Annotated in this window: 13 protein-coding genes; 4 read left to right on the plus strand and 9 right to left on the minus strand. The window is 68.3% G+C overall.

Translation table 11 applies throughout. From position 1 onward, the window contains the following. Position 1: 1 nt before the first annotated feature. The 3 genes from LCM32_RS08705 to LCM32_RS08715 form a co-directional block, all read right to left on the minus strand. Positions 2 to 874: a DMT family transporter gene (locus LCM32_RS08705; RefSeq protein ID WP_224820661.1), complete on the minus strand. Its 873-nt coding sequence runs from the start codon at positions 872 to 874 to the stop codon at positions 2 to 4. 106 nt (positions 875 to 980) lie between these two features. Then, positions 981 to 1,268, minus strand: coding sequence for an HU family DNA-binding protein (locus LCM32_RS08710; RefSeq protein WP_224820662.1), 288 nt, complete (start codon positions 1,266 to 1,268; stop codon positions 981 to 983). A 150-nt stretch (positions 1,269 to 1,418) separates the two neighbouring features. Then, positions 1,419 to 2,897 carry an AMP nucleosidase gene (locus LCM32_RS08715; protein ID WP_224820663.1) on the minus strand — a complete coding sequence of 493 codons (1,479 nt, stop codon included), beginning with the start codon at positions 2,895 to 2,897 and terminating at the stop codon, positions 1,419 to 1,421. A gap of 149 nt (positions 2,898 to 3,046) precedes the next feature. Here LCM32_RS08715 and LCM32_RS08720 point away from each other — a divergent pair, with 149 nt between their 5' ends. Further along, entirely contained in the window at positions 3,047 to 3,928 is an 882-nt protein-coding gene (locus LCM32_RS08720; protein WP_224820664.1) for an SDR family oxidoreductase, read from the plus strand. A gap of 31 nt (positions 3,929 to 3,959) precedes the next feature. Then, entirely contained in the window at positions 3,960 to 4,604 is a 645-nt protein-coding gene (locus tag LCM32_RS08725; protein ID WP_224820665.1) for an exopolysaccharide biosynthesis protein, read from the plus strand. 123 nt (positions 4,605 to 4,727) lie between these two features. On the opposite strand, the gene dxs is transcribed toward LCM32_RS08725, so the two are convergent. The 3 genes from dxs to LCM32_RS08740 are packed head-to-tail and all read right to left on the minus strand — an operon-like array spanning position 4,728 to position 7,784. Beyond that, positions 4,728 to 6,650, minus strand: a complete 1,923-nt coding sequence (dxs, locus tag LCM32_RS08730; RefSeq protein ID WP_224820666.1) for a 1-deoxy-D-xylulose-5-phosphate synthase — start codon at positions 6,648 to 6,650, stop codon at positions 4,728 to 4,730. Positions 6,651 to 6,683: 33 nt separating this feature from the next. Then, a complete protein-coding gene (locus tag LCM32_RS08735; protein ID WP_224820667.1) occupies positions 6,684 to 7,532 on the minus strand; it encodes a polyprenyl synthetase family protein in 849 nt (282 codons plus the stop codon). Next, complete coding sequence (locus LCM32_RS08740; RefSeq protein WP_224820668.1) at positions 7,533 to 7,784, minus strand: exodeoxyribonuclease VII small subunit; 252 nt, start codon at positions 7,782 to 7,784, stop codon at positions 7,533 to 7,535. It abuts the gene before it with no gap. 129 nt (positions 7,785 to 7,913) lie between these two features. Between LCM32_RS08740 and LCM32_RS08745 the strand changes: the two genes are divergently transcribed. Next, complete coding sequence (locus tag LCM32_RS08745) at positions 7,914 to 8,882, plus strand: phosphotransferase (RefSeq protein ID WP_224820669.1); 969 nt, start codon at positions 7,914 to 7,916, stop codon at positions 8,880 to 8,882. A 128-nt stretch (positions 8,883 to 9,010) separates the two neighbouring features. Here the strand turns inward: LCM32_RS08745 and LCM32_RS08750 are convergent, their stop codons facing one another. Together LCM32_RS08750 and LCM32_RS08755 are read right to left on the minus strand one after the other, a co-directional pair. After that, complete coding sequence (locus LCM32_RS08750) at positions 9,011 to 9,727, minus strand: response regulator (RefSeq protein ID WP_224820670.1); 717 nt, start codon at positions 9,725 to 9,727, stop codon at positions 9,011 to 9,013. After that, positions 9,724 to 10,221 (minus strand): MarR family winged helix-turn-helix transcriptional regulator, encoded by a 498-nt coding sequence (locus LCM32_RS08755; RefSeq protein ID WP_224820671.1) that lies wholly within the window; start codon positions 10,219 to 10,221, stop codon positions 9,724 to 9,726. The genes LCM32_RS08750 and LCM32_RS08755 overlap by 4 nt, the downstream gene beginning before the upstream one ends. A gap of 161 nt (positions 10,222 to 10,382) precedes the next feature. Between LCM32_RS08755 and LCM32_RS08760 the strand changes: the two genes are divergently transcribed. Next, on the plus strand, positions 10,383 to 11,252 hold the full coding sequence (locus tag LCM32_RS08760) for a branched-chain amino acid aminotransferase (RefSeq protein WP_224820672.1): 870 nt from the start codon (positions 10,383 to 10,385) through the stop codon (positions 11,250 to 11,252). A gap of 73 nt (positions 11,253 to 11,325) precedes the next feature. Here LCM32_RS08760 and LCM32_RS08765 read toward each other — a convergent pair whose 3' ends face one another. After that, positions 11,326 to 12,123, minus strand: a complete 798-nt coding sequence (locus tag LCM32_RS08765; RefSeq protein ID WP_224820673.1) for a pyrroline-5-carboxylate reductase family protein — start codon at positions 12,121 to 12,123, stop codon at positions 11,326 to 11,328. Between the last annotated feature and the right edge of the window lie 53 nt (positions 12,124 to 12,176).

Raw genomic sequence — 12,176 nt, forward strand, 5'->3', positions numbered from 1 at the left:
TTCAGCGGGCGCGACGCGCCCGGCCGAGTTGCACCGCGAGGATGCCCGCCGCCACCACCGCGACTCCGAGGATGTCGAGCGGGCGCACCGCCTCGCCCAGGACGATGGCCGCGACCAGCACCCCGAAGAACGGGTTCAGGAAGTGGAAGGTCGCGGCGCGGACCGCCCCGATCCGGTTCACCAGCGTGAACCAGACCCATGTGGCCAGCAGGCCGGGGACGAAGACCGTATAGGTGAAGGCCCAGAGAAGCTCGGGTGAATAGGACAGCGGACGTTCGTCGAGGATGAGCGCCGCGACGAAGAGGAACGCGCTGCCGGCCAGCATCTGGAGGCCGACCACCATCAGCACGTTGCCGCCGGAGGAGGCGCCGCGCGCGCTGAGTGTCGCGACCGACAGCGCCAGCGTGCCGGCCAGGCAGAGCGCCACGCCGATCGGATCGGTGCCTGCGCCGAGGCGGGTACCCATGATCAGCACGACGCCCGTCACCCCGAGGCCGAGCCCCAGCACCGTCATCCGATTCAGCCGGTCGCCGAGCACGGCCCAGCCGATCAGCCCGACCATCAGCGGCATGGTCGAGGCGATGATCGAGGCGAGGGAGGCCTCGATCCACTGCATCGCGATGAAGAAGAGCCCGAGGTAGAGCGCGTTCTGGCACAGGCCGAAGATCACCGTGCCGCGCCACTGCGGGCGGGTCAGGCGCCAGCTTTGGCCAAGCGCGCGGGCGATGGCGACGCCGATGAGCCCGGAGATCAGGAAGCGCAGCGCCAGCGAGGCCACCGGCGGGGCATGGGCCACGATCACCCGGGCCGAAGAGAAGGCCGACGACCAGAGCAGGGAAAAGAGAACGCCCATGGCGATGGCACGCAGATCCATCTTGGCCAACCTTTTGAAATCAGGAATTAAAAAGGGCCGCCCGGGCATCGGCCCGGCGGCCCTGAAGGGATGTCGGAGGCCACGCGGGGGCGCGGCCGGTCCGAAATCAGCCGTTCACGCTGTCTTTCAGCGCTTTGGCGATCGTCATTTTGACGACCTTGTCGGCTTCCTTCTTGATCTGCTCGCCGGTGGCAGGGTTGCGCACCATGCGCTCGGGGCGCTCACGGCAGTAGATTTTGCCAACGCCGGGCAGGGTCACGGCGCCGCCGTCTGCGACTTCCTTGGTGATCACCGAAACGACGGCGTCCAGCGCGGTCGAGGCGGTTTTCTTGTCTGCGCCCATTTCTTCGGCCAGTGCGGCAACGAGTTGGGTCTTGGTCATCGGTTTGGCCATTTCTGGTCTCCTTTTCACTGCCCGATGTCTTGGGCGTATCGGTCAACATCTAACCGGATATTGGGGAAAAACACAATAAATAGTGGTCTTCAAGGGGTATAAAGTCACCGCTTGTGGACAACTGTGACGAACAACGCGCGGTTGATTGGATCATAGGAAAGCCGTCTCGTCGAAAGAGCGCAGTTTCCGGCTGTGAATCCGCTCCAACGGCATGTCGCGCAGGGTTTCCATGGCGCGAATGCCGATCATCAGGTGGCGCGCCACCTGCGTCTTGTAGAAGTCGCTGGCCATGCCGGGCAGCTTCAACTCTCCGTGCAGCGGTTTGTCGCTGACACAGAGCAGCGTGCCGTAGGGCACGCGGAAGCGGAAGCCGTTGGCGGCGATGGTGGCGCTTTCCATGTCCAGCGCCACGGCGCGGGACTGGCTGAGGCGCTGGACGGGGCCGGAATGGTCCCGCAGCTCCCAGTTCCGGTTGTCGAGGCTGGCGACCGTGCCCGTGCGCATCACGCGCTTCAGGTCATAGCCGGTCAGGGCGGTCTCTGCCTCGACGGCATCTTCCAGCGCGACCTGGATTTCCGCGAGCGCCGGGATCGGCACCCAGAGCGGCAGGTCGTCGTCCAGCACCTTGTCTTCGCGCAGGTAGGCATGGGCGAGGACGAAATCGCCGAGGCTCTGCGAGTTCCGTAGCCCCGCGCAATGGCCCACCATGAGCCAGGCATGGGGCCGCAGCACGGCGATATGGTCCGTCGCCGTCTTGGCGTTGGAGGGGCCGACGCCGATGTTCACCAGCGTGATGCCCTGACTGTCGGGCCGCTTGAGGTGATAGGTCGGCATCTGGGGCATCTTGGCCGCCACCGGCAGATCGCCGAGCGCATCTGTGATCTCGGCGTTCCCGGTCGAGACGAAGCTGGTGTAGCCGCTCTCGGGGTCGGCTAGCATCCGGCGGGCGTAGGCCTCGAACTCGGAGACATAGAACTGGTAGTTCGTGAAGAGCACGTGGTTCTGGAAATGCTCGGGGTCGGTGGCCGTGTAATGGGCCAGCCGCGCGAGCGAGTAATCCACCCGCTGCGCCGTGAAGGGCGCAAGCGAGAGCGTGCCGTCGGGCGCGGGCTGGGCCGTGCCGTTCACGATGTCGTCGTTGGTCGTCGTCAGGTCGGGCACGTCGAAGACGTCGCGCAGCGGGAAGCTGGCCGCGCCCTCGTGCGGGACGGTCAGAGCGCTGTCCCGGGCGACGGCGAAATGCACCGGCATCGGCGTGTCCGAAAGGCCCACCTGCACCGGCACGCCGTGGTTCTCCAGCAGGAGCTTGATCTGCTGTTCGAGGTAGTTGCGGAACAGGTCGGGGCGGGTGATCGTCGCGGCATAGGTGCCCGGCGCCGCCACGTGGCCGAAGCTGAGGCGGCTGTCGATCTTGGCGTGGGTCGTGGTGGTGATCCGGACCTCGGGGTAGAAGGCGCGCACGCGCTGATCCGGCTGACCATCGGAGAGGGCGGCCACGAACTCTGCCTTGAGGAACTCCGTCGCGCCTTCATAGAGGGCGATCAGCCGGTCCACCGCCGGGCGGGCACTGTCGAAGACCTCTGCTGCGGGCAGGTCGGGGCTGCGGTATGTCGTCTGCGCGTATTCCATCGGGTCCTTGCCGGTTCGGGCCGGTTTTGGCCTATCTGCCTTGAAAACAAGGGGGAGGGCAAGCCCAGATGCGGTGCGTTTCAGGCGGTTCGTGGCCGTGGGCGGGCATTTGCCTTGACTTGATGACCGACCCGACACACTTCGCTGGCATGACCCTGCTTCTCTCCTTCGGCCACGGCTACTCTGCCCGGGCCCTGACCCGCCTCCTGCTGCCCGAGGGCTGGCAGGTCCATGGCACCACGCGCAGCGAGGAGAAGGCCCCGGGCCTCGCCGCCTCCGGCGTGATCCCACACATCTTCCCCCGTGCCGATCTGGCGCCGGTGCTGGCCCGTGCGACCCATGTGCTGATCTCCGCCGGCCCCGATGCCGAGGGCGATCCCGTCCTGCGCGAGATGCGCGAGGCCTTCGTTGCCGCGGCCCCCCGGCTGGAATGGGTGGGCTACCTCTCCACCACCGGGGTTTACGGCGACCACGCGGGCGGCTGGGTCGGCGAGGAGACGCCGCTCACCCCCTCCACCCGGCGCGGCCAGTGGCGGGCCGAGGCCGAGGCCCAGTGGCAGACGATCCCGGGGCTGCCGCTGCATATCTTCCGGCTGGCGGGCATCTATGGCCCCGGACGTGGCCCCTTCGCCAAGGTGCGCGCGGGCAAGGCGCGGCGCATCCTCAAGCCCGGTCAGGTCTTCAGCCGCATCCATGTGGAGGATATCGCGCAGGTCCTCGCCGCCTCCATCGCACGGCCCGATCCCGGCGCGGTCTACAACCTCTGCGATGACGAGGCCGCCCCGCCCGAGGACGTGATCACCTATGCGGCCGGGCTTCTCGGCGTCGATCCGCCGCCGGAGGAGGATTTCCGCACCGCCGAGATGACGCCCATGGCGCGCAGCTTCTATGCTGAGAGCAAGAGGGTGCGGAACGATCGCATCAAGGAGGAACTCGGGGTGCAGCTGCTCTATCCCGACTACCGCAGCGGGCTGAAGGCCCTTCTGGAGGAGGAAACCCGCGCAGGTGCAGAATCCGGTGCAGCCCGATGAAACCGGATGCGATCCAGCGCGTTAGCTGTCCATGAGCTCCACCGAGTTAACATATGCCCCTCCCACGGCTGCGACCCGCGCGGAACCCGAGCTGCGCAGCCTGACGGACATCCTCGACGCCCTCGACCGGATCGCGGGCGATGCGCGGGTGTCGGTCCGCGATATCCTCGACGAGATGGGCGTCCGGTCGTTTGCGCCCATCCTTCTGGTGCCCTCGATGATCCTCGTCTCGCCGCTTTCGGGGATTCCCGGGCTGCCGACGCTGGGGGCGCTCTTCATCTTCCTGCTGACGGCGCAGAAGCTGGTCGGCCGGTCGCGTACCTGGCTGCCGCAGTTCCTGCTGCGCCGGACCGTGGACGGCGCAAAGTTCGGCCGCGCGGTGACCTGGCTGCGCAAGCCTGCGGGCTGGATCGACCGGCGCACCCACCAGCGGCTGTCGTGGATGGTGCGGCGCCCGATGAGCATGGTGAACATGCTGGTGATCATGGGGATCTGCGTGATCATCCCCTTCCTCGAAGTGCTGCCGATGGTGACCTCGATCTTCGCCACGGCGATCAGCTTCTACGCGATCTCGATGCTGGCGCGGGACGGGCTCTTTGCCGTGCTGGGGCACATCTGGTCGGGGGCGGCGCTCTTCGGGATCTGGTGGCTGATCAGTACGGGCGCCGGGGTGTGAGCAAGGGTCTGAGCAGAGTGTGACCCGCTGAGACAGTGCCCGGCCGGGAGGTCGGATGCCTCCGGCGGGGATATTTTGGAACAGTGGATGAGAGGGGCGGTGGCCCCTCTCTTGCGTTGTGGATCAGGCGCGGGACTGGAGCTGGGCGACGCCGAGGGTGTCGAGGACCTTGGCCTCGATATCGGCGGCATTGAGCTTCGCCACGGCGTACATGTCCGCGGGGCTGGCCTGATCGATGAAGATGTCGGGCAGGACCATGGAGCGGTATTTCAGGCCGCTGTCGAAGATGCCTTCCTCGGCCAGAAGCTGGGCCACGTGGCTGCCGAAGCCGCCGATGGCGCCTTCCTCGATCGTGATCAGCGCCTCGTGGTGGCGGGCCAGTTGCAGGATCAGGTCGCGGTCCAGCGGCTTGGCAAAGCGGGCGTCGGCCACGGTGGCCTTGATGCCGCGGGCATCGAGGGCCTCGCAGGCGCGCAGCGTCTCGCCAAGGCGGGTGCCGAAGGAGAGGAGGGCCACGCGGCTGCCCTCGCGCAGGATGCGGCCCTTGCCGATCTGCAGGACAGCGCCGCGTTCGGGCATGGTGACGCCTTCACCCTCGCCACGGGGGTAGCGGAAGGCGATCGGGCCTTCGTCATGGGCCGCGGCGGTGGCGACCATGTGGACCAGCTCCGCCTCGTCCGCGGCAGCCATCACGGTGATGCCCGGCAGGTTGGCGAGGAAGGCGGTGTCGAAGCTGCCCGCATGGGTCGCGCCATCGGCGCCCACGAGGCCTGCGCGGTCGATGGCGAAGCGCACGGGCAGGCGCTGGATCGCCACGTCGTGCACGATCTGGTCGTAGCCGCGCTGCAGGAAGGTGGAGTAGAGCGCGCAGAAGGGTTTCAGCCCGCCCGCCGCGAGGCCCGCGGCGAAGGTCACCGCGTGCTGCTCTGCGATGCCCACGTCGAAGAGCCGCGAGGGGTAGCGCTCGGCAAAGAGGTTGAGGCCGGTGCCATCGGGCATGGCCGCGGTGACGGCACAGATGCGGCTGTCCTCGGCGGCTTCCTTCAGCAGGCTCTCGGCGAAGACCTTGGTATAGCTCGGCGCGTTGGAGGGCGCCTTGTGCTGCTTGCCGGTGAGCACGTCGAACTTGGCCGTGGCGTGGCCCTTGTCGTCGGCCTTTTCCGCCGGGGCGTAGCCCTTGCCCTTCTTGGTGATCACATGCAGCAGGATCGGCCCCGTCGCCCGCGCCTTGACGGTGCGCAGCACGGGCAGCAGCTGCTCCATGTCGTGCCCGTCCAGCGGGCCGACGTAGGAGAAGCCCAGTTCCTCGAAGAGCGTGCCGCCGACGGTCAGGCTCTTCAGCAGTTCCTTGGCGCGCTTGGCGCCCTCCTGGAAGGGCGGCGGCAACAGCGAGACGGCACCCTTGGCGGCGGCCTTGAACTCCTGGAAGGGCGCGCCGGCGTAGAGCCGCGTCAGGTAGGAGGAGAGCGCACCCACCGGCGGGGCGATCGACATCTCGTTGTCGTTCAGGATCACGATCAGTCGCTTCTTCAGTGCGCCCGCGTTGTTCATCGCCTCGAAGGCCATGCCCGCCGACATCGCCCCGTCGCCGATCACCGCGATGGCGTCGCCCAAGCCCTCGGGCACCTGTCCGCCCAGATCGCGGGCCACGGCAAAGCCGAGTGCCGCCGAGATCGAGGTGGAGCTATGCGCCGCGCCGAAGGGATCGTAGGGGCTTTCCGAGCGCTTGGTGAAGCCCGAGAGCCCGTCCTTCTGGCGCAGGGTGCGGATCCGGTCACGGCGGCCCGTGAGGATCTTGTGCGGGTAGGACTGGTGGCTGACGTCCCAGATGAGCTTGTCGCGCGGCGTGTCGAAGACCGCGTGCAGCGCCACGGTCAGCTCCACCACGCCGAGGCCCGCGCCGAGGTGGCCACCGGTCTCGGAGACGGCGGCGATGGTTTCGGTCCGCAGTTCGTCGGCGACCTGCCGCAGCTGTGCATCGCTGAAACCCTTCAGGTCGGCGGGGATCCGGACCTTGTCCAGAAGGGGCGTCTCGGGTTTGGTCATGTCAGCCTCCGGGGCCTTGTCACGCAAGCTGCGTCAGCTGTCGCGCGAGATAACGAAGCGGGCCGCCTGCCGCAAGCTTTCGGCGGCCTCGCCATAGGGGGCGAGGGCGTCACAGGCGTCCTGCGCCAGTGCACAGGCACGGGCCCGCGCGGGCTCCAGCCCCAGCAGCGAGACGAAGGTCGCCTTGCCGGCGGCCGCGTCCTTCTGCAGCCGCTTGCCGGCGGTTTCCTCGTCACCCTCTACGTCCAAGATGTCGTCCGCGATCTGGAAGGCAAGGCCCATGGCGCGCGCATAGGCGGCCAGCGGCGCAGGATCGGCACCGGCCATGACGGCCCCGGCACAGGCGGACCACTCGAAGAGCGCGCCGGTCTTGCCGGCCTGCAGCTCGGTGATCTGCTCCAGCGTCAGCGGGGTCTTCGCCGTCTCGGCCGCGATGTCGAGCGCCTGCCCATGCACCATCCCGCGCGCGCCTGCGGCGCGGGCGAGCGCCCCCACGAGATCGCCCCGGCTCACGGCGGAGGCGGCCAGTTCGAAGGCGAGGCTCTGCAGCGCATCGCCCGCGAGGACGGCGGTTGCCTCGTCCCATTTCACGTGCACCGTGGGCTGGCCGCGGCGCAGGTCGTCGTCGTCCATACAGGGCAGGTCGTCATGGACCAGCGAATAGGCGTGCATCGCCTCGATGGCGGCGGCGGCCTTCAGCGCCTCGGCGCGGGGCACGTCATGCAGCCGCGCACTCTCCAGCACGAGGAAGGCCCGCAGGCGCTTGCCCCCTTGCACGCCATAGCGCATGGCCGCGCCAACCTCGCCGGGCATGTCCGCAAGGGTGGCGTCGAGAAAACCGGCGACGTCGTCAGCCGCCTGCGTCAGGGAGGTGCGGAACACTCACAGCCCCTCGACCGGCTTCAGGCCCGCGGGGTTGCCTTCGCCGTCGAGCGTGATGGCGGCCACCTTCTCCTCGGCTTCCTTCAGCTTGGCCTCGCAGCGCTTCTTCAGCTCGGCGCCGCGCTCGTAGAGACGGATCGATTCCTCCAGCGGAACGTCGCCCCGCTCCAGCCGGCCCACGACGGTCTCCAGCTCTTTCATGGCGTCCTCGAAGCTCAGGTCGGCAACGGGGGTTTGCGCGGTCTCGGTCATGATGCGTCCTCGGTCTGGCGGTCGCGCGCACCATAGACGCCACAGGGGGCGGGTTCAATCGGCCCCGGCCGCAACGTCCACCGGGCCGCCGGTTGACGCCCGGCCGGCCTGCGGCCAAAGATCACCGCCATGACTGACCTCATCCGCCCGACACAGGACAGCCACCCGAGGATGGCCGAAGCCCTGCGCGAGGGCCTCGAGACGCTCTGCGCGGGCGATCCCACCCTGCGCGGCGCCGTTCCCGTCGACATGCTCCGCTTCGTGCCCGGGCGGCGCGTGGTCTTCCGTGGCACGCTCGACGGCACGCCCGCGATCTTCCGCATGGCCAAATCCGACAGGGACGTGGAGGCCTTCGCCGCGGAATGGCAGGAACTGACCCGCGCCGCCGCCGCCATGGCCGAAGGGGCGAGCGCGGTGAACCGTCCGCTCGCGCTCGGCGCCGGGGGCCGGGTCATGGCGCTGGAACAGGTCGCGGGCCTGCCCTTGCTGGACCTGCTCTGGCAGCTGGAGACCGAGGACCGCCTGCGCTGGTGCGTCCGCGCGGCCCACTGGCTGGCCGGATTCACCACGGGGACCGAGGCGCGGGGCGCGATCAATCGCGGTCCCTGGCGCACATGGGCCGAAGAGGCCGCGGCGAAACAGACCCATGCAGAGCTGATCGAGATCGAGGGTCGGGTGCTCCAGAAGATGAAGAAGCTCTCCCGCGGCTTGCGCGAGGCGACGTGGCGCACGGCGATCTGCCACGGGGATTTCCACCCGAACAACCTGATCGCCGTCGGAGACCGGCTCACGGGGATCGACCTCGGCGGGTCGCGCCGGGCGCCGATCTACCGGGACATCGCCCGCTTCCTGACCCATATGTCCCGCCGCGGCATGCTGCCCTCCGGTCAGCGCCGCTTCGGCGTCGACGCCGCCGCCTACGAGGCCTTCACCACCGCCTTCGCCATGGACGAGGAGGAGGCCACCCGCATCCTGCCCTACCTGATCTGCTATGAATGCCTCGTGCGCGTCGAACACCCCGACATGTCCCGCGACCGCATCGCCCACGCCCGCACCATGGCCGAGGGCCTCTTCGAGGATCTCCGGCAGATCGCCTGACACATCCACTGTTCCGAAATATCCTCGGGGGGAGTCGCGGCACGCGACGGGGGGCAGACAGCCCCCCTTCCACGCCCGCCGCAGGCGCAGCTCTCGGTTATGGTCCCCTTCTGACCCCTGTTCGCCCCTCAGTCCGGAGCCAGCATATAGCCCGCGCCCCGCACCGTCTGGAGATAGCGCGGCTGCTTCGGATCGGCCTCGATCTTGCGCCGCAGGCGGGTGATCTGCACGTCCACCGCCCGGTCCTGCGCCGGTCCCCCGTCGCGCCCCGTGGCGCGGCCGAGGTCCTCGACCAGCTGCGCCCGGGCGATCGGCTCTCCGGGCCGGGCCGCGAACAGCCGCATCAGCTGCGCCTCGGTCGCCGTCAGCCGCACGAGGTCCTGCCCCTGCCACAGTTCGCCGCGGTTGATGTCATAGCGCACCTGCCCGAGATGCAGCACCTTGGGCACCTCCGCCGCCGCGCCATCCCGGTCCGGCATGCGGCGCAGGATGGCATTGATCCGCAGCAGCAGTTCGCGCGGCTCGAAGGGTTTCGCGAGGTAGTCATCCGCCCCGGCTTCCAGCCCCGAGATCCGGTCGTCGGTCTCGCCCCGGGCGGTCAGCAGCAGGATCGGCGTCGCCATCCGGCGGCGCAGGTCGTTGGTCAGGGTGATCCCGTCCTCGCCCGGCATCATCACGTCCATGATGATCATGTCGAACTCCAGACCCGCCAGCAGGCGCCGGGCATGGGCCGCGTCGCGGGCGGCCGAGACAAGGAACCCGTTCTTCTTCAGGAAGCGCGCCAGCAGCTGGCGGATGCGCTCGTCGTCGTCGACGATCAGCAGGTGCGGGGCAGGATCGCTCATGCCGCACCCTCCCGCAGGGCCGCGCAGAGACGGCGCATTTCCGGGTCCATCATCGCGTCCAGCACCTGCCGGAAGCCGGCCACGGCCTCGGGCCCGGCGGCACGGTAGGCGGCGCGCATGTTGCGGCGCTGCGCGTCGGACAGGCGATGCTCCAGCTCAGTGCCCTGCGCGGTCAGGTAGAGATGGCGTTCCCGCTTGTCGACGGTCCCGATGCGGCTCTCCACGAGGCCGTCCTCGATCAGGCTGCGCAGCACGCGGTTCAGCGATTGCTTGGTCACGCCGAGGATCGCCAGCAGGCGGTTCACGTTCATGCCGGGGTTCCGGGCGATGAAATGCAGTGCCCGGTGATGCGCTCGCCCATAGGCCAGCCCGTCGAGGATCTGGTCCGGGGCGGCGGTGAATCCGCGGTAGGCAAAGAACATCGCCTCGATGCCCTGGCGCAGCTGTTCGTCGGTCAGGAAGAGCAGGCTTTCACCCATGGGAACCTCTGACATGACCACCTCTCTTCGTTCACAAACTGCCCAAGTGCCGGGCATCTTACGTCAGCGTTATTGACATTCCAAGAGCGAACTGTTAGCGACTCGCCCGTTCTGCGCAACTTTCTGTCCGCTATCGGCTTTGGTTTCGCAATATTCGTAAAGCGTAGGAGAGTGTCATGGCTGGCGCATATGATGATCGTGACGGCAAGATCTGGATGGACGGCAAGATGGTGGAGTGGCGCGATGCCAACGTACACCTGCTGACCCACGCGCTGCATTACGCCTCCTCCGTCTTCGAGGGCGAGCGCTGCTACAACGGCAAGATTTTCAAGGGTGTGCAGCACTCCGAACGGCTGCGCAAGTCGGCGCAGATGCTGGACTTCGAGATCCCCTACTCGGTCGAGGAGATCGAGAAGGCGAAATACGAGATGCTGGCCGCCAATGGCTGGACGGACGCCTACGTGCGCGCCGTTGCATGGCGTGGCGCCGGTGAGGATATGGGTGTCTCCGCCAAGCGCAACCCCGTCCGCCTCGCCATCGCGGGCTGGGAGTGGGGCAACTACTACGGCGACGCCAAGATGAAGGGCGCCAAGCTCGACATCGCCAAGTGGAAGCGCCCCTCGCCGGAAACGATCCCGGTGCATGCCAAGGCCGCCGGTCTCTACATGATCTGCACCATGTCCAAGCACGCGGCCGAGGCCAAGGGCTGCTCGGACGCGCTCTTCATGGACTACCGCGGCTACGTGGCCGAGGCGACCGGCGCCAACATCTTCTTCGTGAAGGATGGCGAGGTGCACACGCCCAAGCCTGATTGCTTCCTGAACGGCATCACCCGCCAGACCGTCATCGGCATGCTGGAAGAGCGCGGCGTGACGGTGCACGAGCGCCACATCATGCCGGAAGAGCTGGAAGGCTTCCAGCAGTGCTGGCTGACCGGCACTGCGGCCGAGGTGACCCCCGTGGGCCAGATCGGCGACTACACCTTCGAGGTCGGCGCCCTGACGCAGGAGATCGCACAGGCCTACGAGGAACTGGTGCGCCGCTGATCCCGGCTGATCCCTTTGGGGACAAAGTCACGAAGGGCGGGCCTTGGCCCGCCCTTTCGCGTTTCCGGGGGGCTCAGCCCTTGCCCATCTCGCGGGCCTTCTTGCGAGCGGCCTCCAGCCCGGCGGCGACCTCGCGCAGCAGCGGGCCTTCCTGCATCCGGGTCAGCCCGGCGGCGGTGGTGCCGGCGTAATTCACCATCTCCTGCACCCGCACGGCGGGCGTGGGCCCCTCTGCCATCATGGCGGAGGCCGCGCGGAAAAGCTGGCGCACCGCCCGGTCGGCCACCCCGGCAGGGGCACCCTTGGCCCGCGCATAGGCCGCCATGCTCTCCGCAAAGAGTGCAACGAAGCCCGGCACCGGCCCGGTGATCGCGGTGAAGACGTCGATCAGGTCCTCGTCGTCGACCTCGTCGCTCAGTCCGACGGCGCCGAAGAGGGCGGCTACCTGCGCCGCATCCTCCCGCGTGGCGCCGGGGCCGAGCAGGAAGGGCGAATAGGCCATCCGCTCCGCCGCGGCCGGGCTGCTCATGGCACGGATGATCCGCGCCCCGCCCGATTGCGCCGCCAGCCGTTTCACCGGCACGCCCGCCATGACCGAGATCACCAGCCTGCCCGCTGCCGCGATCTCGACGCCCGCGTAGAGCGCGGGCGGCAGCGACAGCACGATGGTGTCACAGGCCGCCACCAGCGCGGCCACATTCGCCGTCACGGTCACGCCGCGCCGGTCCTCCCAGCCCACCCGGCTGCCGGAGCGGTTGGCGAGCCAGAGCTGATCCTCCCGCAGCGCCCCGCTCTCCAGCAGCCCGGTCGCGATCGCCGCGCCCAGCATCCCCGTTCCGCCGATGATCCCGATCTTGCCGTTCAGTGCCATGACCTGCTCCCTTCATCTTTCCAGCAATACTCTCGGGGGGAATTGGCCCGCAG

The organism is Pseudooceanicola nanhaiensis, from assembly GCF_020171315.1.
GTDB classification, from domain to species: domain Bacteria; phylum Pseudomonadota; class Alphaproteobacteria; order Rhodobacterales; family Rhodobacteraceae; genus Pseudooceanicola; species Pseudooceanicola nanhaiensis_A.

Coding starts and splice junctions, on each gene's coding strand:
- LCM32_RS08705 (WP_224820661.1), bottom strand. CDS start 874: ATGGATCTGCGTGCCATCGCCATGGGCGTTCTCTTTTCCCTGCTCTGG.
- LCM32_RS08710 (WP_224820662.1), bottom strand. CDS start 1,268: ATGGCCAAACCGATGACCAAGACCCAACTCGTTGCCGCACTGGCCGAA.
- LCM32_RS08715 (WP_224820663.1), bottom strand. CDS start 2,897: ATGGAATACGCGCAGACGACATACCGCAGCCCCGACCTGCCCGCAGCA.
- LCM32_RS08720 (WP_224820664.1), top strand. CDS start 3,047: ATGACCCTGCTTCTCTCCTTCGGCCACGGCTACTCTGCCCGGGCCCTG.
- LCM32_RS08725 (WP_224820665.1), top strand. CDS start 3,960: ATGAGCTCCACCGAGTTAACATATGCCCCTCCCACGGCTGCGACCCGC.
- dxs (WP_224820666.1), bottom strand. CDS start 6,650: ATGACCAAACCCGAGACGCCCCTTCTGGACAAGGTCCGGATCCCCGCC.
- LCM32_RS08740 (WP_224820668.1), bottom strand. CDS start 7,784: ATGACCGAGACCGCGCAAACCCCCGTTGCCGACCTGAGCTTCGAGGAC.
- LCM32_RS08745 (WP_224820669.1), top strand. CDS start 7,914: ATGACTGACCTCATCCGCCCGACACAGGACAGCCACCCGAGGATGGCC.
- LCM32_RS08750 (WP_224820670.1), bottom strand. CDS start 9,727: ATGAGCGATCCTGCCCCGCACCTGCTGATCGTCGACGACGACGAGCGC.
- LCM32_RS08755 (WP_224820671.1), bottom strand. CDS start 10,221: ATGTCAGAGGTTCCCATGGGTGAAAGCCTGCTCTTCCTGACCGACGAA.
- LCM32_RS08760 (WP_224820672.1), top strand. CDS start 10,383: ATGGCTGGCGCATATGATGATCGTGACGGCAAGATCTGGATGGACGGC.
- LCM32_RS08765 (WP_224820673.1), bottom strand. CDS start 12,123: ATGGCACTGAACGGCAAGATCGGGATCATCGGCGGAACGGGGATGCTG.